We start from the raw sequence: 19,201 nt of genomic DNA on the forward strand, positions 1-19,201 counted from the left end.
GAAAGGGGACACGAATGACGGAGCAGTACGCAAACATCCTGGTGGAGCGCCGCGGCCGCGTGGGTCTCGTGACGCTCAACCGGCCCGAGGCGCTCAATGCCCTCAACAAGGCCACCATGGACGAACTGGTGGCTGCCGTCACCGCTCTGGACGCGGACCCCCAGGTGGGCGCTGTGGTGGTGACCGGCTCGGCGAAGGCCTTCGCCGCCGGGGCAGACATCAAGGAAATGCAGTCCAAGGGCTACATGGACATGTATGCCGCAGACTGGTTCCGTGGGTGGGAGGACTTCACCAGGCTCCGGATCCCCGTCGTGGCGGCGGTCTCCGGGTTCGCCCTGGGCGGCGGCTGCGAGCTCGCGATGATGTGCGATTTCATCATCGCCGGGGACAACGCCAAGTTCGGCCAGCCGGAAATCAACCTGGGCGTGCTGCCCGGCATGGGCGGCTCGCAGCGACTGACGCGGGCGGTGGGCAAGGCCAAGGCGATGGACATGATCCTGACCGGGCGCTTCATGGACGCCGAGGAAGCGGAACGCTCCGGCTTGGTGTCCCGCGTGGTGGCCTCCGCGGATGTAGTCGAGGAGGCGCTGAAGGCTGCAGAGGTGATCGCCTCCAAGTCCAAGCCGGTGGCGATGGTGGCGAAGGAAGCGGTCAACGTGGCTTTCGAGACCGGGCTGGCCCAGGGCGTCCTGTTTGAACGACGCGTGTTCCATTCGTTGTTCGCCACCGAGGACCAGAAGGAAGGCATGGCGGCCTTCAGCGAGAAGCGCCAGCCGGAATTCAACCACCGCTAGGCAGCTTTCGCGGCGGGGCTCCGGGAGCGGCTCAGCCGGTAACGGCGGCGGCCCGGCCTGTCCACACCGCGACGGCTTCCGCCAGTTCCTCCGCCATCAGGTCCGCATTGATGCCGACGCCGGCCCACGCCCCGGCGGCTGCCGAGGACAGCACCTGCGCGCGGAGATCGGTGACGTTGCCTGCCGCCCACACCCCGGGCACGCCGGTGGCTCCGTCGTCGTCGGTTTCGAGGTGTTCGCCCATTCCGGTCAGGTGTTGGACGGCCTTGAGTCCCAGCTCCGCAAAGGCAGCGGTCCGTGCCATGAATCGGGGTGCCGTCACCACGGCGTCCACTGCCACGACGCTGCCGCCGATCAACGCGACTCCGGTCAGCCTGTCCCGCTCCACGCGAAGGGAGTCCACGCGGCCGTCAACCACCGTAATGCCGCGCGCTGCCAGCTGGTCCAGTTCGACGTCCGTGGGCTGCAGGGCGTTATTGAGGAACAGCGTGACGTTGGCGCTCCACTGCCGGAAAAGTAGTGCCTGATGGGCCGCGAGCGGTCCGGTGGCAAGGATGCCAATGGCCTGGTCCCGGACTTCCCAGCCGTGGCAGTAGGGGCAGTGCAGGACATCCTTGCCCCAGCGTTCACGCAAACCCGGTATGTCCGGCAGTTCGTCCACCAGCCCGGTGGCGATGAGGAGCCGGCGGCCGCGGACCATGCTTCCGTCCTCCAGCGCTACCGAAAAGCGGCCCTTGGAGCCGGTGACGCCAACCACCTGCCCGTTGAGGAACCGGCAGCCGTAGGACTCCGCCTCGGCGCGGCCAATCCGGTACAGCTCGGCAGGGCTGATCCCGTCGCGGGACAGGAAGCCGTGCACCGCGTCGGCCGGTGCATTCCGGGGTTCACCGCCGTCCACCACCAGTACCGACCGGCGTGACCGGCCCAGCATCTGGGCCGCATTCAAGCCGGCTGCACCACCGCCAACAATGACGACGTCCACCAATGTGTTGTTCATTTCTGTCATTTTTCTTACCTCCACATCCATCGTCGGTGGCGGCTCGGACGGTGGCAACCTTCTTTGCTGAAGTGGCAAACTGAAAGCATGGATGAACTTGATGATGTCCTCGCAGCCGTCGGTCCGCGGCTCCGCGCCCTGCGGATCAGCCGCGACACCACCCTGTCTGCGCTTTCGACGGTCACGGGTATCTCGGTCAGCACGCTCTCCCGGCTGGAATCGGGACAGCGGCGGCCCAATCTGGAACTGCTCTTGCCCCTGGCCAAAGCGCACCAGGTTCCGCTGGACGAACTGGTGGGTGCGCCCACAACCGGGGATCCGCGGGTTCACCTGCGGCCCATCATCAATAAGAGGATGACCATTGTGCCGCTGACCCGCCGGCCCGGTGGCGTGCAGGCCTACAAGCTCGTCCTGAACGCAGGTGGTCCAGAGGAGCCGACACCCCAGGTCCATGAGGGCTACGAATGGATTTACGTGCTCAACGGCAAGCTGCGGCTGGTGCTCGGGGACCAGGACATCGTGCTGCCTCCCGGCGAAGCGGCAGAGTTCGACACGCGGATCCCGCATTGGTTCGGCCGGGCGGACACCCGGCCGGTGGAGTTCATCAGCCTCTTTGGGCGCCAGGGCGAGAGAATGCACGTCCGCGCGAAGCCGGCCCGCGGCTGAGCAGGGCCGAAGTTGAGCAGGGCCGCGGGAGCGGCTCCGCCGGTAGCTGTCGGGGAGCGGGCAGGCTACGCCGCGCTGATCCCGAACAGGCCGATGATGAGGGCCATGACCTCAAAGGTGGCCAGTTCGTGGGCGCAGTTCAGGAGCGTCAGGCGGGCGGGGCGGCCCTCGAAGGCATCGTGGGTGATGAAGCGGGCCGCAGTGAAACCGGCCCAGAGAATGGTGGCCGTGATCAGGGTGTTGGGAAGGAAATTTCCGCCGTAGAAGTGCTGGGAGATGGCGGCGGAACCGGCAAGGACCCAGGCACTGACGAAGCTGACCACGAGGGTGACCAGAATGGGCTTGACGGCGTCCCGTGAATTGCCGCTCGGGGTGACCTTGGCGACGCGCATCCAGTAGTTGCCGAACACCTTGGGCGTGTACCAGACGGAGCCCACGACCATGCTGGACAGCGTGGCCACCAGTACCGCCCAGAAGTTGATTTCCGGAATCATTGTGTTCTCCTCAGGTCCCAGGCACGTTCCATCCGAACGCTCCGCTCCACCGAAGTCTAGGGGACGGCCGGGCCGCGTTCACGGCCAGACGGCGCTTGGTGTCTGACCTCAGCCGCCGATGCCTCCCGCCGTTGCAGCGGAAGCAGGCCGGGATCTCACAGGACCTTTGAAAGGAACTCCCGGGTCCGGGCATGCTGGGGGTCAGCGATCAGCTGGCGCGGGTCGCCGCTTTCGACGACGACGCCGCCGTCCATGAAGGTCAGCGTGTCACCGACCTCCCGGGCGAAGCCGATCTCGTGGGTCACCACGATCATGGTCATGCCGGACTTGGCCAGGTCCTTCATCACGTTGAGGACATCACCCACCAGTTCGGGGTCGAGGGCGGACGTGGGCTCGTCGAAAAGCATCAGTTCCGGGTCCATAGCCAGTGCACGGGCAATGGCCACGCGCTGCTGCTGGCCGCCCGAGAGCTGGGCGGGATAGTGATTGGCGTGGTTGGCCAGGCCCACCCTGTCCAGCAGCTCCATGGCCCTCGCCCGGGCCTTCACCTTGGATTGTCCTTTGACCTGGGTGGGTGCCTCGATGATGTTCTGCAGCGCGGTACGGTGGGCGAAGAGGTTGAACTTCTGGAACACCATGCCGATGTCCCGCCGCTGCGCTGCTATCTCCTTGGTGGTGAGGTCATGGAGGCGCCCGCGGCTTTCGCGGAAACCGATGAGGTCATCGCTGACGCGGATCCGGCCGGCGCTGATGGTCTCGAGCATGTTGATGCAGCGCAGAAGCGTGGACTTCCCGGACCCGGACGGCCCGATCAGCACTGAAACCTCACCCTGCCGGACTGTCATGTCAATGCCGCGGAGCACATGGTGGCTGCCAAAGTACTTGTGGACCCCGTCAATCCGGACGAGGGCTTCCTTCGTCACGACGTCACTGGTGATGGTCACAGAACCTCATCCTCTTTCCGGGGTGCGTGGGGTGCGTGGGGTGCGTGGGCTGCCGGGGCTGCCGGGGCGGCGACGGCGCTGGCGGGGGCTTGTAAGGGTTTGACCGGCGCGGGAACGAGGTTGTCCACACCCTTGCCGAAGTGGCGTTCGATGTAGAACTGACCCACCATGAGAACGCTGGTGATGACGAGGTACCAGACCGCGGCGACGATCAGCAGGGGAATGGGCAGGTAGCTCCTGTTGGCGATTCCATTGGTGGCGAACGTCAGATCCAGGGTGAAAGGCACTGCAAGGACCAGCGAGGTGGTCTTGAGCATTCCGATGGTTTCATTGCCGGTCGGGGGCACGATCACGCGCATGGCCTGGGGCAGGATGATGCGCCACATGATCTTGGACTTGCGCATGCCCAAAGCCTCGGCGGCCTCCATCTGGCCGGGGTCGACCGATTTCAGGCCCGCCCTGAAGATCTCGGCAAGGTACGCGGACTCGTTCAGCCCCAGCCCCAGGACCGCCGCCACGAAGGCGGTGATCACGTCCTGTGTGCTGAAGCTGAACAGCTCGGGCCCGAACGGAACGCCCACGGCGATCTTGGGATAGAGCACCGAAATGAGGCCCCAGAAGACGAGCTGGGTGTAGACCGGCGTTCCGCGGAAGAACCAGACCCAGGCCCAGCTCACGCCCCGGAACAGCGGGTTGTCGGACTGGCGCATGAAGGCGAGCAGCACGGCCAGCACAATGGCGATTACCATCGAGAGCACCGTCAGGAGCAGCGTCCAGCCGATGCCTTGGACCACCAGAACGTCCAGGAGGTACTTCCCCACCGTCTCCCAGCGGAAGTTGGCGTTGGTGAACACGCTCTGGGCCATGATGGCGGCGAACAGCAGGATGACAGCGCCCGCGGCCCATCGGCCGGGGTGCCGGACCGGAACGGCGTTGATGAGTTCCGGTCCCCGGCGTCGTTGCCCGGGCTGGACGGTTGTGGTCTCGCCCTGCGTCAGGATGCTCAACTGCCCACCACCGGGTTCACTTCAGACGTGGTCACGGCGCCCTTGGAGTTGTTCCATTTGTCCAGGATTTTCCCGTAGGTGCCATCGCTGATGAGCTTGTTCATGACCTTGCCGATGAGTTCGGACAACGCAGTGTCCGACTTCGCAATGGCAATTCCCTGCGGTGCGGCGTCGTAGACTTCGCCCAGCGTCTGGAGTTTGTCCCCGGTCTGCGACAGGGCGTAACCGATGACCGGCGAGTCTGCGGCCATGGCGTCGATGCTGCCGTTGACCAGGCGCGTGGTGACATCTGTCTGGTTCTTCAGCGTGACGATGTCGATGGCGGGCTTGCCCTCGGCGACGCACTTGCGGGAGCGGCCGGACACATCGGGGTCCTCCTCTACGGTGCCGGTCTGGACTCCCACCTTCTTGCCGCAGATATCCTCCACCGCGAAGTTCTTCGGGTTGCCCTTGGCCACGGCCCACAGCACGCCTGCATTGAAATAGCTGACAAAATTCACGGTCTGGGCGCGCTCGGGGTTGATGGTGAACGAGGAGATGCCGAGATCATACTTGGGGCCCAGTGCCGGCAGGATGCCGGTGAACTCCGCCGTCTCAACCTTGGTGCTCAGGCCGAGGGTGGCACCGACCGCTTTGGCGATGTCGACGTCGTAGCCCTGCGGCGTCTGGCCATCGGCACCCAGGAATTCGGCGGGGGCGTAGGACGTGTCGGAGCCGACGGTCAGGACGGCTTTTGCCTTCAGCTCCGGGGAAACCAACGCGGCCAGTACTTCGTCCTTCCGGATTGCCGAGGGGTCGAAGCCGTCAGGCACCGACGAGGAGCCTGCGGCGGTCTGCGAGGCGTTGGTGCAAGCGGTGAGGGCCAGCGCGGCGGCTGCGACAACGGCAGCGAGCCTCAGCGACGGCATGAAGGAAGACGGCATCTTTTAACCCTTTGAACTTGGTGGGAGCGGAGTGGCGGCAGCGTTTCTTGTGTCCTGCATCACCGCTGCGACAACACTACGGTTGAGTGATGTGCATCCTCAATGGCCAAAAAACCAACTTTTCATTGAAAAAACTCACAAAACGATGAAGCCGGGTATACATTATGACGATGACCCCCCTCACTGACCTTGATCGCCGGCTCCTCTCCGCCCTCCGTGAGGACGGCAGGGCCTCGGTGGCCAGCCTGGCCCGCAGGCTCGATGTCGCCCGGGCAACCGTCAACAGCCGGCTGGAGCGGCTGGTGGCATCGGGGACCATCGTCGGCTTCACGGTCCGGGTGCGCGACGAGCTCGATCCCCTGGCGATCCACGCCATTGCCCTGATCGCTGTGGAGGGCAGGACTACGGACAGGGTCATCCGCCAGCTCAGGGGCTTTCCGGAAATCACGGCGCTGCACACCACCAACGGAGGCTGGGACCTGGTGGCGGAGCTCCGGACCGAGAGCCTCACCGGCTTCGACCAGGTCCTGGGGCGGATCCGGGGGGTCGACGGCATTGTCAACAGCGAGACGAGCCTCCTGCTCAGCTCGGTGCTGCGCTAGGGAACGGGCATCCGGGGATCCGGCGGGGGATCCAGAGGACCAGGTGTACACAATGCGCAAAGCCGATCGTCATTATGCTCAGTAACTCAACAAAAAGCTTACTATTCGGCAATTGAGCCTGCATATCGCCGAAGTTTAGAGTTGTGGCATCAATGGATAGCTAGAGAATTAGGGGGCGCAGATGACGCGCTTTGTCGATGTCCACAACATGGTGCGCTGGGCTGCAGGACGCGGGCCGGAGAACATCATTTCCGGAATGATCCAGTACCTTGAGGATGATTTCCGGCGCTGGCAATCGTTCGATAAGACGCCCCGTGTGGCCAGCCACACGCCGTTCGGCGTCATCGAGCTCATGCCCACGAGCGACCACGAGACCTATGGTTTCAAGTACGTCAACGGGCACCCGTCCAACCCCGCGCGTGGGTTCCAGACCGTGACGGCGTTTGGCGTCCTGGCCGACGTCCACAACGGCTACCCCACGTTCCTTACCGAGATGACGGTGCTGACGGCGCTGCGCACCGCGGCGACGTCCGGCATGGTGGCGAAAAAGCTGGCCCGTACCGACGCGCGCGTCATGGCGATGATCGGCAGCGGAAGCCAGTCCGAGTTCCAGGCCCTCGCGTTCCGCAGCGCCCTGGGTATCTCCACGCTCCGGGTATGGGACACCGATCCCGCCGCACTGGAGAAGTTCGTGGCCAACATGGCGCCCCTGGGCTTCGACATCACGATCGCCACGTCCGCAGCCGATGCAGTGCGCGGTGCCGATGTCATCACCACGTGCACCGCGGACAAGGCGAACGCCACCGTCCTCACAGCGGACCTGATTGAACCGGGCGTCCACATCAACGCCATCGGCGGGGACTGCCCGGGGAAGACCGAGCTTGAACCTGCTATCCTCGGACTCGGCGACGTGTTCGTGGAGTACGCCCCCCAGACCCGCATCGAAGGGGAGATCCAGCACATGCCGGCCGACTTTGGCGTGACGGAGTTCTGGCAGGTCCTGGCGGACAGGGCGCCCGGGCGCACGTCCGCTGCGCAGATCACCATCTTCGACTCAGTCGGCTTTGCCATTGAGGATTTCTCGGCCCTGCGGTTCGTGCGCGACGCCGTCGACGGCACCGACTTCTTCGTGGAGATCGACCTCGTGGCAAGCCCGGAGGACCCGAAGAACCTGTTCGGTCTCGTGGGTGCTCTCTCCCCGGTTGGCTCCTGAGTCTCCGATGTCCGTTCAAGCCCCGTCCGCCGTCGTCCTCGTACGGCCGCACACCTTCATGCCCAACCCGGCGACGGCAGGGGACAATGCCTTCCAGATGCCGGCTCGCTCCGTGGACCGGAAAACGCTTGCCGCTGCAGCCCGCAGTGAGGTGACCGGGCTGGCCGAGGCGCTGGAAACTGCCGGCGTCACGGTGCACGTGTTCGAGGACCATGACGAAACCCGCCCGGACAGCGTGTTTCCCAACAACTGGCTCTCCACCCATGCGGGCGGCCACATTGGGATATTCCCGATGTACGCCCCGAACCGCCGCCACGAACGCCGCAGCGACATTCTCGACTTCCTCAAGACCCACTACCGCGTGCAGGACGTTATCGACTACTCCGGGCTGGAAATGGACCGCGTGTTCCTGGAGGGAACGGGCGCCATGGTCCTGGACCACGCCGGCCGTGTGGCGTACGCCGCACGCTCCCGCCGGGCCGATCCCGTCGCGCTGGAGCGGTTCTGCACGAACTTCGGCTATGAGCCCATGCTGTTCGACGCGGCCGACGCGGACGGCACCGCCGTCTATCACACGAATGTGATGATGTCCGTGGCGACGGACTTCGCGATGGTCGGGCTGGGCCTGATCCCGTCGGCGGAGCGCCGGCGCGAGGTGGCGGAACGGCTTTCCGGCGGGGGACGGACGGTGATCGAGTTGAGCCACAACCAGATCCTCAATTTCGCAGGCAACGCGATCGAGCTCCAGGGCGCGGAGGGCCGCGTGCTGGCGCTGTCCCGGCGGGCCCTGGGGAGCCTGACGGCGGAACAAAAGGCCATCATCGAAAGCAGCTGTACCCTGCTGCCCGTCGATGTTCCCACGATTGAACTGGCCGGCGGCTCCGTGCGGTGCATGATCGCCGGAATCCACCTCGATCGCAGGCCCGTCCTCGCCGGCATCGGAGGCTGAGCCGGCTTTTCAGCCGCTGAAGTCCCCGGCATTGCGGCGGAAGGCGCCCAGGATCCGGATCAGCTGGTCGACGTCCTGCCCGTCGAAACCGGACTGGCCGAAGACCTCGGAGTTGAGCACCGCCGTCGCCCGCTTGGCAAGGGTGCGCCCCTCGGCGGTCAGTTCAATCAGGGTGGTGCGCCCGTCGGTGGGATGCTTGGAGCGGACCACCAGCCCGGCGTCCTGGAGGCGGTCGACGGCGTTGGTCACCGAGGTGGGGTGGACCTGGAGCAGGGCGCTGGCCTTGTTCATGGGCAGCGCGCCGCTGCGGGCAAAGCTCAGCAGCGCCAGCAGTTCGTACCGGGCGAAGGTCAGCCCGAACGGCTTGAGGGCGCCTTCGATCCGGGCCAGCAGGATCTGCTGGGTCCGCATGATGGCGGTGATGGCGGCCATTGGCGCGGCGACGTCGGCCCAGCCGTGCCGCTCCCAGTTCAGCCGGGCATCGGCAATCGGATCACGCGGCAGCGGGGTTCCCACGGCACCCCCTGTAGCTCGTCTCAAGCGTCATGCGTTTCAGCCTAGCTTTTCCGGCTGGCTTTTCAGGCCCGGGAAATCAGCCTCGGAGTACTCCGTGCCGAGGCCCGCCGGCAGCGTCCCTCCGCCGTGGCGCAGCTCCTCGCTGTGCCGCAGCTCCACGCGCCGGATCTTGCCCGAGATCGTCTTGGGCAGCTCGGCGAATTCCAGCCGGCGGATCCGCTTGAACGGGGGCAGATGGTCGCGGCAGTACCGCAGGATCTCCTCGGCCAGTTCCGGCCCGGCCTCGTGCCCGGCAGCGAGGACCACAAACGCCTTGGGCACCGAGAGCTTAAGCGCGTCGGGGGAGGGGACGACGGCGGCCTCAGCCACGGCCGGGTGCTCGATCAGCACGCTTTCCAGCTCGAACGGGGACAGCCGGTAGTCGGAGGACTTGAAGACGTCGTCGCCGCGGCCCACGTAGGTGATGATGCCGCGCTCGTCCCGGCTCGCCATATCGCCGGTGTGGTAGTAGCCGTCGCGGAAGGCCTCCGCCGTCTTTTCGGGGTCGCCGTAGTACGCCTTCATCAGCCCGACGGGGCGGGGATCCAGGCCCAGGCAGAGTTCGCCGTCGTCGCCTTCCTCGCCGGTGGCGGGATCAATGAGCACGACGTCGTAGCCCGGCAGCGGCTTGCCCATGGCGCCGATCTTGATCGGCTGGCCGGGAGTGTTGGCGATCTGCACGGTGGATTCGGTCTGGCCGAAGCCGTCCCGGATGGTCTGACCCCAGGCGCGGTGGACCTGGTCGATCACCTCCGCATTGAGCGGCTCGCCGGCGGACACCACCTTGGTGGGCGGGTTCTTCAGCTGCGTCAGGTCGGCCTGGATCAGCATGCGCCACACGGTGGGCGGGGCGCAGAAGCTCGTCACGGACTCGCGGTCCATCTGTTCCATCAGGGCCTTGGCGTCGAAGCGCTCGTAGTTGTAGATGAACACGCAGGCCTCGGCGATCCACGGCGTGAACACATTGGACCAGGCATGCTTCGCCCAGCCCGGCGAGGCGACATTGAGGTGCACGTCGCCCGGCTCCAGCCCGATCCAGAACATCGTGGACAGGTGCCCCACGGGGTAGGACGTGTGCGTGTGTTCCACCAGCTTGGCCTTGGAGGTGGTGCCCGACGTGAAGTAGAGCAGCAGGGTTTCGTCAGCCATGGTGGGGGCGTCCGGGGCGAAAGCCGCGTCGGCGTCGTGGGATTCGGCGTACTGCAGCGCGCCGGTGCTGCTGCGCTCGCCGGCGCCGACCTCGATCAGGGTGTAGCGTCCCGGAACGTCGGCGAACTTGGCGATGTTGGCGCTGCCGACGGCGGCCCAAAGTGCCTCGCCGCGCTCCACCCGGTCCCGCAGATCGGCAGGGCCCATCAGGGTGGTGGTGGGGATCATCACGATGCCCAGTTTGATGCCGGCCAGCATCAGCTCCCAGAGCTCAACCTGGTTGCCGAGCATGATGATCATCCGGTCCCCGCGCCGGACGCCCTGGCCGCGCAGCCAGTTGGCCACCTGGGAGGAGCGGCGTGAGAGCTCCGCGAAGCTGCGGCGGGTCGCGGAGCCGTCCTGCTCGACGATCACGAGGGCCGGACTGCCTGCCTTGGCGGGATCCGCGGCGATCTGGTCAAACCAGTCCAGCGCGAAGTTGAATTCTTCAAACCGCGGCCACTGGAATTCGCTGCGCGCCCCGCTGTAGTCCTCGCGGAGGGCAAGCAGTCTGTCGCGTGCGGCGCGGAATTCCTCGGTGACGGTCATGGTGCACCTTTCGACGTCTGGTGGCGCCGCCGTTCCGGGCCCGGCGCCGTTGCCCGGGGGACCGCAATCCTAGTGATCCCCGTCACTGTGCAATATACTAGGACATCCAAGGGTTTGGAAGAGCGGCGCTGCTCTGCGGGCGCTGCATGACGAAGGGATACATGCCTGTGCAGCCACAAGGACGTGCCAGCGGACAGGCGGCACCCCCGGAGGGGACGGCGCCGGGTATGGTGCCGAAGGACGTGGCGTCGCCGCCCTTTCCGGACGCCGACCTGATGTACATCGTGGACCTGCTGCCCCCGGACGAACAGGCCCGCTACCAGGAGGTGCGGGACTTCCTCCAGTCCCGGATCCGGGCGGCCTCGATCGACTACTGGAACCGTGAGGAGTTCCCCTTCGGGCTGCTGGCCGAGCTGGGGAAGTACGGCCTCGGCGGGCTGCAGACGGACGGCACCTCCAAGCTCTTCAAGGGCCTCATGTATGTCGAGGTGGCCCGCGCCGATGTTTCGCTCTCGGCCCTCGTGGGGATCCATAATGAGCTGATTGTCGGCATGATCGACCAGCTCGGCTCGGAGGAACAGAAGCAACGCTGGCTGCCGGGACTCACCGCCTTCACCCAGCTCGGCGCCTTCGCCCTCACCGAGCCGGACCACGGCTCGGACATCGCCGGCGGGCTGGCCACCACTGCACGGCGCCAGGACGGCGAGTGGGTGATCAGCGGCGCCAAGCGCTGGATCGGCGCCGGGACTATAGCCGACTTCGCCCTGGTCTGGGCCCGCGACGTTGCCGACCAGCAGATCAAGGGCTTCATCGTGGAGACGGACCGCCCCGGCTACACCGCCACCAAGATCGCCAACAAGATCGGGCTGCGGATCATGCAGAACGCGGACATCGTGCTGGACGAGGTCCGCATCCCGGAATCGAACATGCTGCCCGGCGCCACCGACTTCTCCAGGGCCAACGAACTCCTGCGCGATTCGCGCGCCTGGGTGGGCTGGCAAGGTGCCGGCATCCAGCTGGCCGCGTTCGACGTCGCGCGTGCCTACTCGCTGGAACGCAAGCAGTTCGGCAAGGAACTGGCCAGCTTCCAGCTCATCCAGCAACAGCTGGCCGAGATCCTGGGGAATGCTTCCGCCTCCTTGGCGCTCATGGCGCAACTGGCGAGGATCCAGGAGGAGGGCAAGCTGGAAATGGTCCAGGCCGCGATGGCCAAGTCCACCACCACGCGGCTGGCCCGGGCTTCCGTGGCGATGGGACGGTCCCTGATGGGCGGCAACGGCATCAGCAGCGACTACGAGATGGGCAAGCTCTTCGGCGACGCCGAAATCCTGTACACCTACGAGGGCAGCTACGAGATCAACTCGTTGATCGTGGCCCGGGCCGTGACCGGGAAATCGGCCTTCGTCTAGGAACCAACGAGACGGTGCCGGCCAGGATCTAATCCTGGCCGGCACCTGTCCGAGATGATCGTCCGCAGTGCGGTCAGTCGATCGGTGTCACGTAGGCCCCGGAAATCCCGCCGTCAACCAGGAAAGTCGAGGCGGTGATGAACGACGCATCATCGCTGGCCAGGAACGCCACGGCTGCAGCGAGTTCCTCAGGCTCCGCGAACCGGCCCAGCGGGACGTGGATCAACCGGCGCGCGGCCTTCTCCGGATCCTTGGCGAAAAGTTCCTTCAGCAGCGGGGTGTTCACCGGTCCTGGGCACAGGGCGTTGATGCGGATGCCCTGACGGGCGAATTCGACGCCGAGTTCCCGGCTCATGGACAGCACACCGCCCTTGGACGCGCTGTAGGAAATCTGCGACGTCGCCGCACCCATGACGGCGACGAAGGAGGCGGTGTTGATGATGGAGCCCTTGCCCTGCTCCTGCATGTACGGAATGGCGTACTTGCAGCAGTAGTACACAGACGTCAGGTTTACTTCCTGTACCTTGCGCCAGGCATCGATGCCGGTGTCCAGGATCGAGCCGTCGTTGGCCGGGGAGATGCCGGCATTGTTGAAGGCGATGTCAACGCTGCCATAAGTTTCCTTGGTCTGGGCATAGAGGTTCCGGACTTCCTGCTCGCTGGTGACATCGACCTTGACAAAGAGGCCGCCCACTTCGGTTGCCGCTGCCAGCCCCGTAGTGGGCTCGATGTCGGCGATCACCACGTTGGCTCCTTCGGCGGCCATGCGGCGGGCCGTGGCCAGGCCGATGCCGCTGGCGCCACCGGTGATGACGGCGCTGCGTCCTTCGAGGCGGTTGGAGACTACTGCTTTCATGGGAACTCCTTTAGTAATGGTGGAAAGTGCCGGGATTGTTTAGGCCAGGGCCTGGGTTGAGATGAAGACGTTCTTGGTTTCGGTAAAAGAATCCAGGGCATCGGGTCCGAGTTCACGGCCCAGCCCTGACTGCTTAAAGCCGCCGAAGGGCGTGGAATATCGGACGGAGGAGTGGGAATTCACGGACAGATTTCCGGATTCAACGCCCCGGGCCACACGCAGCGCGCGGTCCACGCTAGAGGTCCAGATGGAGCCGGACAGCCCGTAATCGGTGTTGTTGGCGATCCGGATCGCGTCGGCCTCATCCGTGAAAGGAACCACGGCCACCACGGGGCCGAATATCTCTTCCGTGAAGGACGGTGAGCCCAGGTCCGGGGTGAGCACAGTAGGCGGGAACCAGAACCCCGGTCCGGCCGGGGCCTGGCCCTGAAAGGCGATGGGGGCGTCGTCCGGCACGAAGCCGGCGACCGTCTGGCGCTGCTGGGCCGAGATGAGGGGGCCCATTGAGGTTCCTTCGTCGGCAGGATCGCCGACGGTGAGGGCCATGACGGCGGGCTCAAGCAACTCCATGAAACGGTCGTAGACGTCGCGTTGGACCAGGATGCGGGATCGTGAGCAACAGTCTTGACCTGCATTGTCAAAGGCGCCGCCGGGCGCCGCCGCCGCTGCCATTTCCAGATCGGCGTCGTTGAAGACAATGTTGGCGCTCTTCCCCCCGAGTTCCAGCGTCACCCTCTTCACCTGGCCGGCGCAGCCCGCCATGATCTTCTTGCCGACACCGGTGGACCCTGTAAAGACCACCTTCCGGACGGCAGGATGGGTGACGAAACGTTCGCCCACCACCGAACCCTTTCCCGGAACCACCTGGAAGACACCCTCCGGGATGCCGGCCTGAAGCGCCAGTTCCGCCAGGCGGATGGCAGTCAGCGGAGTCATCTCGGCCGGTTTCAGCACTACGGTGTTGCCCGCCGCCAGTGCAGGGGCAAAGCCCCAGGCGGCTATCGGCATGGGGAAGTTCCACGGCACGATGATCCCCACCACGCCGAGGGGTTCGTGGAAGGTGATGTTGACACCCCCGGCCACCGGGATCTGCTTCCCGAAGTGACGCTCCGGCGCGGCGGAATAGTAGTTGAGCACATCGCGGACGTTGCCCGCCTCCCAGCGTGCATTGCCGATGGTGTGCCCTGCATTGATGACTTCAAGCCGGGCAAGGTTTTCAAGATCCGCGTCGACAGCCGCGGCGAAGCGCCGCAGCAGCAGCGAGCGGTCCGCCGGCGCAACGGCTCGCCAGGATTCGTAGGCGCCGGCCGCCCGGGCAATGGCGGCATCCACTTCGGCCAGGCCGGCCAGTGCGACCGTCTCGATGACTTCCTCGTTGGACGGGTTGATGACGTCAAAGGTTGTTGCTGTCATGTCGTGGACATCTCTTTCATGTTGGCTCGGTAGCTGCCGGCGGCCTGCACAAATCCGCGGAAAAGCCGCAGGTCTTCAGGGTTTTGCTCCGGGTGGAATTGAACGCCGAGCACCCAGCCGGCGCCGTCTGTCGCTTCCAGAGCCTGGACGGTCCCGTCGGCGGAGGAAGCTGTGACGCGCAGGCTCGGCGGTACGGCGTCCATGCCCTGGTGGTGATAACACGGTGCTTTCGCCGCATCGCCCAGCAGCCCGTGTATCAGGCTGCCGGACTCGGTAGTGAAGGCAGCCTCGCCGTACACTCCCGGGGCCGGCTGGAAGTTCGCTGTGGGGTTGGTGTCCGGGATGTGCTGGTTGAGGCTGCCGTTCAGGGCAACGTTGAGGATTTGCGCCCCGCGGCAGATGGCGAACAGCGGCAGGCCTCGGTCCATGGCGGCCCGCGTCAGTATGGTGTCGTGCTCGTCACGCAGCGGCTGGGGAGCGGTTTTCGGGTGCGCGGCGGCCCCGTAGCGGGCGGGGTCCACATCGGGCCCGCCCACCACGATCAGCCCGTCCACCAGATCCAGCACCGATTCATCCGTGCCCAGCGGAGGCAGCAGGATTGGAGTGCCGCCAGCTGCCACCACAGCCTCCACATAGGTTCCGGGGACGATGGCCGCTTTGGCTTTCCAGACTCCCCACGCGGCGTCCTGATAGTAGCTGGTCAGGGCAATCCTGGGCCGGTAAGTGTCAGAGTCGTTCGAAGCCACGCACGCGCTCCCAGTCAGTGATAGCGCTGTCGAAGGCTTTCAGTTCGACGCCGGCGGCGTGGACGTAGTGGTCCACCACGGCGTCTCCGAACGCTTTGCGGGCGATGCTGCTGTCAGCCAGCATGTCCCGTGAGTCGCGGAGGTTTGTGGGGAGCCGTTCGGCGTCCGACTCGTAGGCACTGCCCTTCATGGCGGGGCCCAAAGGCAGCCTGTTTTCCAGCCCGTGGATGACGGCGGCGATCAAGGCGGCCGCTGCAAGGTAAGGGTTGAGGTCTCCGCCGCCCACCCGTATCTCGGTGCGCAGACCCCGCCCATGACCTACGACGCGGAGCGCGCAGCTGCGGTTGTCCATACCCCAGGCGATGGCAGTAGGGGCAAAGCTGCCTTCGACAAACCGCTTATAGGAGTTGACGTTCGGGGCAAGGAAATATGTGAGTTCCTTCAGTGCGGCCAGCTGGCCTGCCATGAAGTGCTCCATGACGGGGCTGAACCCGTGCTCGCCGTCGCCGGGTAGGACGGGGTTGCCGTCCAGATCTGTCAGGCTGAAGTGGATGTGGCAGGAGTTTCCTTCCCGCTCATCGAACTTCGCCATGAAGCTGATGCTCTTGCCGTGCTGGTCGGCGATTTCCTTGGCGCCGCTCTTGTAGAAGGTGTGCTTATCGCAGGCCTTCAGGGCTTCGTCGAAGCGGAACGTGATCTCCTGCTGTCCCAAGTTGCACTCGCCCTTGGACGATTCGACCACCAGGCCGGCTGCTTCCATGTTGGTGCGGATAGAGCGGATGACCGGTTCCAGGCGCGCGGTCGCGAGAAGCGAGTAGTCGACGTTGTACTGGGTGGAAGCATCAAGGCCGTGATAGTTCTTCTGCCAGGCCGCACGGTAGGAATCGTCGAACATCAGGAACTCAAGCTCCGTGCCCATGAAGGCGCGGTAGCCGAGTCTTTCGAGACGTTCCACCTGGGCGCGCAGGATCTGCCGCGGTGAAGCAACCACGGGGGACTTGTCCGTCCACATCACGTCGCACAGCACCAAGGCCGTGCCTTCCTGCCACGGAACTCGGCGCAAAGTGGAGATATCCGGGAGCATCATCATGTCCCCGTACCCGGATTCCCAGGAGGACATCGCGTAGCCGTCAACGGTATTCATCTCGACGTCGACGGCCAGCAGGTAGTTGCAGCCTTCGGCGCCGTGGTCAAGGACGTCTTCGAGGAATGAGCGCGCGCCGCAGCGCTTGCCCTGAAGCCGCCCCAGGGAGTCCGTGATGGCCACGACCACGGTGTCGATGGCTCCGGAGGCCACCTCCTCTCTCAGCGTATCGAGGGTGAGCTGGACGTTCAGGCCGGATTGTTTTGGTTGTTCAGTCATGGTTGCTCCGCAACGTTGGTCTTCAATGGGTGGGATTATGTTCGAAGGACAGCTACTGCTTCAGTTCGGCCTCAGCCAGGGCCAGCCGCGCAAATTCCTCATCCGGGGATCCCGTGACGATGCGGTGGCGGCTGTAGAACCAGTAGTACGCAATGGCTGCGGCGAAGATGGCCGCCGTTATTGAGGCTGCGTAGACGTCCACAACGAACGTAGCTACGACGGCGACGGCGGACAGGACGAGGGCGATCGATGTTGTGACGATGCCGCCCGGAGTCCGGTAGCCGCGTTCCAGCTCAGGCTCCTTGATCCGAAGGACGATGTGGGACAGGTTCAGCAGCACATAGGAGACCGTGGCCCCGAAAACTGCGATGTTGATGAGCAGTGCGCCGTCGCGGGTGACCGCGGCGAGCAGGAAGCCTATGGTTCCCGGGACGATCAGGGCCCAGTAGGGTGTGCGGCGTGCCCCTGTGAGGGAAAGCCATTTTGGCAGGTAGCCGGCGCGTGAGAGCGCGAACAGCTGCCGAGAGTATGCGTAGATGATCGAGAAGAAGCTGGCCACGAGCCCGGCAAGTCCGGCGTAGTTGATGAAGTCGGCCAGGAAGGTATTTCCTCCGTAGGCCAGACGGAGCGCCTCCGGCAACGGGTTGTCCGAGGTGCTCATGGCCTGCGCTCCGGCAGCGCCCGGAACGAGTACCAGCATCAGGGCACCGAAGCCGACCAGGATGAGGACGGCGACGATTATGCCCCGGGGCATGTCTCTTTTCGGGTCGGCCGATTCCTCGGCCGCGAGTGGAACGCCTTCAACGGCCAGGAAGAACCAGATCCCGTAAACGAGGGCCGCTAGTATGCCGCTGATGCCCATCGGGAGGAAAGCGCTGGAGCCAGCGGATCCGTCAGGCACGATGTCGAACAGCTTGGTCGGGTCGAATTTCGGCAGCAGCCCGATGGCGGCAGCCACCAGGGCAACGACAGCCACAGCGGTGATGGCGAACATGATCTTCAGGGCCTCGCCGACCCCCCGGAGGTGGATCCAGATGAAGATGGCGTACGTGACCAGGTAGACCGGCCACGAGTTGGTCAGTCCAAACAGCCCGAGCGCTTCTATGTAGCCTCCGATGAAGGTGGCGATCGCGGCTGGCGCGACGGCATATTCGATCAGCACGGCTATCCCGGTAGCGAAGCCGCCCAGGGGTCCGAGGGCGCGCCGTGCGAAAGCGTACCCGGCGCCGGCAGTGGGAAGCGTCGAGGAGAGCTCGGCGAGCCCGAACACCATGCAGGTGTACATGATGCCCATCAGGACGAAGGCTACGAGCAGGCCGCCCCAGCCGCCCTGGGCCAGCCCCAGGTTCCAGCCGGCGAAGTCGCCGGAGATAACGTAGGCGACGCCCAGCCCGGCGAGCAGGACCCATCCGGCAGCCCCGCGTTTGAGCCGTCGATGCTGGAGGTAGTCCGCTTCGTTGCCGCTCGCGGTGTCCCGAATGCCGGTGCCTTCGTCTGCTGATTTCATGCGTTTCCCTTTGATGAGAGGATGTTGCCCAGGACCTACCCAGGGCCTTAAAGGACTGTTTTTAGTCCAAGAGCATGAGACTTAGTCTGGTGGTGTGCATCACACACGTCAAGGGGCGCGGCTAAATTGAGCAAAATCTGGAGCGGGGTTGAGTCATTGGTGTCTTAGGAGACCTTTGGGCCCCGTCGCGGTACTGTGAGGGAAAGTAGTTGCAGCACTTCGGACGATCTGGAGCTGATCATTTGACCGTGTCCCCCTTCAGCCAGTCCTACGCCATGCTCCGGCCTGTCCGCGGCGGAAATGCCTTCGAGGAAACCATCGAGCACATTCTCCGGACAATCAAACTCGGGATCTTCGCCCCCACAGAGAAGCTCCCGCCGGAACGGGAACTTGCCGAGCACCTGGGCGTCTCGCGGGCGACTCTTCGGGACGCGCTGGGCGAACTTCAGAGTGCAGGTTACCTGGATGTCCGGCGCGGACGATACGGCGGGACCTACGTTTCCGGCACTACCGTGCGGGCGCAGCACGACATCCGGCCACTGGAGCCTGCCGATGTTCACGATGTGCTCGTCTTCCGGGGGGTCATCGAGCCCGCGGCAAGCGCGCTGGCAGCAGGTTCCGATTTATCTGCGGCAGCGCGCAGCCACTTGCGCCATTGTCTCGCGGAGGTCAGTGCTGCCACCGATGCCAGCTACCGGCCCAGGGATGCCCGCTTCCACATTGCCATTGCCGAGTTGACAGGCGCGCCAAGCCTCGTGGCGTCCGTCGCGGAAACCCGGGGCAGACTCAACGAACTGCTGGACCGGATTCCGTTCCTGGGGACCAACCTAGAACACTCCAACGAACAGCATGCAGAGATCGCGGACGCTATTCTGAGTGGCGATCCCGCTGCCGCGGAACAGGCCACCCGGCAACATCTTGAAGGGACCGCCGCCCTGCTCCGGGGGTTCCTGTCCTGACACACTTGGACCCACAATGCCGTATCTGCCCGGGCGCGCAACTTTTCTGCCGTTGTCGGCCGGCGTC

19 protein-coding genes are annotated in these 19,201 nt (G+C 65.0%); 7 read left to right on the plus strand and 12 right to left on the minus strand.

The genetic code is table 11. The features are described 5' to 3' along the window. Nucleotides 1-14: 14 nt before the first annotated feature. Nucleotides 15-794, plus strand: coding sequence for an enoyl-CoA hydratase (locus tag ACQCSU_RS13605; protein ID WP_426975833.1), 780 nt, complete (start codon nt 15-17; stop codon nt 792-794). Between the two features lie 31 nt (nt 795-825). Here the strand turns inward: ACQCSU_RS13605 and ACQCSU_RS13610 are convergent, their stop codons facing one another. Further along, nucleotides 826-1,800 (minus strand): NAD(P)/FAD-dependent oxidoreductase, encoded by a 975-nt coding sequence (locus ACQCSU_RS13610; protein ID WP_426975834.1) that lies wholly within the window; start codon nt 1,798-1,800, stop codon nt 826-828. Between the two features lie 78 nt (nt 1,801-1,878). Here ACQCSU_RS13610 and ACQCSU_RS13615 point away from each other — a divergent pair, with 78 nt between their 5' ends. Then, on the plus strand, nt 1,879-2,457 hold the full coding sequence (locus ACQCSU_RS13615) for a helix-turn-helix domain-containing protein (RefSeq protein ID WP_426975835.1): 579 nt from the start codon (nt 1,879-1,881) through the stop codon (nt 2,455-2,457). A gap of 65 nt (nt 2,458-2,522) precedes the next feature. Here the strand turns inward: ACQCSU_RS13615 and ACQCSU_RS13620 are convergent, their stop codons facing one another. From ACQCSU_RS13620 to ACQCSU_RS13635, 4 genes are all read right to left on the minus strand, one after another. Continuing rightward, the gene (locus ACQCSU_RS13620; protein WP_426975836.1) at nt 2,523-2,951 is read right to left on the minus strand and encodes a DUF1761 domain-containing protein; all 429 of its coding nucleotides are present in this window, start codon (nt 2,949-2,951) and stop codon (nt 2,523-2,525) included. A gap of 155 nt (nt 2,952-3,106) precedes the next feature. After that, nucleotides 3,107-3,895, minus strand: coding sequence for an amino acid ABC transporter ATP-binding protein (locus tag ACQCSU_RS13625; RefSeq protein WP_354247642.1), 789 nt, complete (start codon nt 3,893-3,895; stop codon nt 3,107-3,109). After that, nucleotides 3,892-4,893 carry an amino acid ABC transporter permease gene (locus ACQCSU_RS13630; protein ID WP_426979794.1) on the minus strand — a complete coding sequence of 334 codons (1,002 nt, stop codon included), beginning with the start codon at nt 4,891-4,893 and terminating at the stop codon, nt 3,892-3,894. The genes ACQCSU_RS13625 and ACQCSU_RS13630 overlap by 4 nt, the downstream gene beginning before the upstream one ends. 5 nt (nt 4,894-4,898) lie before the next feature. Beyond that, nucleotides 4,899-5,825 (minus strand): ABC transporter substrate-binding protein, encoded by a 927-nt coding sequence (locus ACQCSU_RS13635; protein ID WP_426975837.1) that lies wholly within the window; start codon nt 5,823-5,825, stop codon nt 4,899-4,901. A gap of 170 nt (nt 5,826-5,995) precedes the next feature. On the opposite strand from ACQCSU_RS13635, the gene ACQCSU_RS13640 reads away from it, so the two are divergent. The 3 genes from ACQCSU_RS13640 to ctlX all read left to right on the plus strand — a co-directional run bounded on the left by ACQCSU_RS13640 (nt 5,996) and on the right by ctlX (nt 8,589). Next, nucleotides 5,996-6,427 carry an Lrp/AsnC family transcriptional regulator gene (locus ACQCSU_RS13640; RefSeq protein WP_426975838.1) on the plus strand — a complete coding sequence of 144 codons (432 nt, stop codon included), beginning with the start codon at nt 5,996-5,998 and terminating at the stop codon, nt 6,425-6,427. 181 nt (nt 6,428-6,608) lie between these two features. Further along, nucleotides 6,609-7,640, plus strand: coding sequence for an ornithine cyclodeaminase (locus tag ACQCSU_RS13645; RefSeq protein ID WP_426975839.1), 1,032 nt, complete (start codon nt 6,609-6,611; stop codon nt 7,638-7,640). Nucleotides 7,641-7,647: 7 nt separating this feature from the next. Beyond that, complete coding sequence (ctlX, locus tag ACQCSU_RS13650; RefSeq protein ID WP_426975840.1) at nt 7,648-8,589, plus strand: citrulline utilization hydrolase CtlX; 942 nt, start codon at nt 7,648-7,650, stop codon at nt 8,587-8,589. 9 nt (nt 8,590-8,598) lie between these two features. Here the strand turns inward: ctlX and ACQCSU_RS13655 are convergent, their stop codons facing one another. Together ACQCSU_RS13655 and ACQCSU_RS13660 are read right to left on the minus strand one after the other, a co-directional pair. Further along, nucleotides 8,599-9,105: a MarR family winged helix-turn-helix transcriptional regulator gene (locus ACQCSU_RS13655; RefSeq protein ID WP_426975841.1), complete on the minus strand. Its 507-nt coding sequence runs from the start codon at nt 9,103-9,105 to the stop codon at nt 8,599-8,601. A gap of 36 nt (nt 9,106-9,141) precedes the next feature. After that, the gene (locus ACQCSU_RS13660; RefSeq protein ID WP_426975842.1) at nt 9,142-10,881 is read right to left on the minus strand and encodes an AMP-binding protein; all 1,740 of its coding nucleotides are present in this window, start codon (nt 10,879-10,881) and stop codon (nt 9,142-9,144) included. A gap of 227 nt (nt 10,882-11,108) precedes the next feature. On the opposite strand from ACQCSU_RS13660, the gene ACQCSU_RS13665 reads away from it, so the two are divergent. Next, entirely contained in the window at nt 11,109-12,290 is a 1,182-nt protein-coding gene (locus tag ACQCSU_RS13665) for an acyl-CoA dehydrogenase family protein (protein ID WP_426975843.1), read from the plus strand. A gap of 73 nt (nt 12,291-12,363) precedes the next feature. Here ACQCSU_RS13665 and ACQCSU_RS13670 read toward each other — a convergent pair whose 3' ends face one another. The 5 genes from ACQCSU_RS13670 to eat are packed head-to-tail and all read right to left on the minus strand — an operon-like array spanning nt 12,364 to nt 18,175. Then, nucleotides 12,364-13,146, minus strand: coding sequence for a 3-oxoacyl-ACP reductase (locus tag ACQCSU_RS13670; protein WP_426975844.1), 783 nt, complete (start codon nt 13,144-13,146; stop codon nt 12,364-12,366). Nucleotides 13,147-13,185: 39 nt separating this feature from the next. Beyond that, nucleotides 13,186-14,559: an aldehyde dehydrogenase family protein gene (locus ACQCSU_RS13675; RefSeq protein WP_426975845.1), complete on the minus strand. Its 1,374-nt coding sequence runs from the start codon at nt 14,557-14,559 to the stop codon at nt 13,186-13,188. Continuing rightward, nucleotides 14,556-15,305: a gamma-glutamyl-gamma-aminobutyrate hydrolase family protein gene (locus ACQCSU_RS13680; RefSeq protein ID WP_426975846.1), complete on the minus strand. Its 750-nt coding sequence runs from the start codon at nt 15,303-15,305 to the stop codon at nt 14,556-14,558. Before ACQCSU_RS13680 ends, ACQCSU_RS13675 begins: the two co-directional genes overlap by 4 nt. After that, nucleotides 15,286-16,668 (minus strand): glutamine synthetase family protein, encoded by a 1,383-nt coding sequence (locus tag ACQCSU_RS13685; RefSeq protein WP_426975847.1) that lies wholly within the window; start codon nt 16,666-16,668, stop codon nt 15,286-15,288. Before ACQCSU_RS13685 ends, ACQCSU_RS13680 begins: the two co-directional genes overlap by 20 nt. Before the next feature lie 52 nt (nt 16,669-16,720). Next, a complete protein-coding gene (gene eat, locus ACQCSU_RS13690; RefSeq protein ID WP_426975848.1) occupies nt 16,721-18,175 on the minus strand; it encodes an ethanolamine permease in 1,455 nt (484 codons plus the stop codon). Between the two features lie 248 nt (nt 18,176-18,423). Here eat and ACQCSU_RS13695 point away from each other — a divergent pair, with 248 nt between their 5' ends. Beyond that, nucleotides 18,424-19,134: a FadR/GntR family transcriptional regulator gene (locus ACQCSU_RS13695; protein ID WP_426975849.1), complete on the plus strand. Its 711-nt coding sequence runs from the start codon at nt 18,424-18,426 to the stop codon at nt 19,132-19,134. Nucleotides 19,135-19,201: the final 67 nt, after the last annotated feature.

It is taken from the genome of Pseudarthrobacter sp. O4 (assembly GCF_050157025.1).
Classification (GTDB): Bacteria; Actinomycetota; Actinomycetes; order Actinomycetales; family Micrococcaceae; genus Arthrobacter.

Bases quoted from the DNA above. Each gene is read 5' to 3' on its own strand.
- ACQCSU_RS13605 (WP_426975833.1), top strand. From the start codon at position 15: ATGACGGAGCAGTACGCAAACATCCTGGTGGAGCGCCGCGGCCGCGTG.
- ACQCSU_RS13610 (WP_426975834.1), bottom strand. From the start codon at position 1,800: ATGACAGAAATGAACAACACATTGGTGGACGTCGTCATTGTTGGCGGT.
- ACQCSU_RS13635 (WP_426975837.1), bottom strand. From the start codon at position 5,825: ATGCCGTCTTCCTTCATGCCGTCGCTGAGGCTCGCTGCCGTTGTCGCA.
- ACQCSU_RS13645 (WP_426975839.1), top strand. From the start codon at position 6,609: ATGACGCGCTTTGTCGATGTCCACAACATGGTGCGCTGGGCTGCAGGA.
- ACQCSU_RS13670 (WP_426975844.1), bottom strand. From the start codon at position 13,146: ATGAAAGCAGTAGTCTCCAACCGCCTCGAAGGACGCAGCGCCGTCATC.
- ACQCSU_RS13640 (WP_426975838.1), top strand. From the start codon at position 5,996: ATGACCCCCCTCACTGACCTTGATCGCCGGCTCCTCTCCGCCCTCCGT.
- eat (WP_426975848.1), bottom strand. From the start codon at position 18,175: ATGAAATCAGCAGACGAAGGCACCGGCATTCGGGACACCGCGAGCGGC.
- ACQCSU_RS13660 (WP_426975842.1), bottom strand. From the start codon at position 10,881: ATGACCGTCACCGAGGAATTCCGCGCCGCACGCGACAGACTGCTTGCC.
- ACQCSU_RS13665 (WP_426975843.1), top strand. From the start codon at position 11,109: ATGGTGCCGAAGGACGTGGCGTCGCCGCCCTTTCCGGACGCCGACCTG.
- ACQCSU_RS13685 (WP_426975847.1), bottom strand. From the start codon at position 16,668: ATGACTGAACAACCAAAACAATCCGGCCTGAACGTCCAGCTCACCCTC.
- ACQCSU_RS13620 (WP_426975836.1), bottom strand. From the start codon at position 2,951: ATGATTCCGGAAATCAACTTCTGGGCGGTACTGGTGGCCACGCTGTCC.
- ACQCSU_RS13675 (WP_426975845.1), bottom strand. From the start codon at position 14,559: ATGACAGCAACAACCTTTGACGTCATCAACCCGTCCAACGAGGAAGTC.
- ACQCSU_RS13615 (WP_426975835.1), top strand. From the start codon at position 1,879: ATGGATGAACTTGATGATGTCCTCGCAGCCGTCGGTCCGCGGCTCCGC.
- ctlX (WP_426975840.1), top strand. From the start codon at position 7,648: ATGTCCGTTCAAGCCCCGTCCGCCGTCGTCCTCGTACGGCCGCACACC.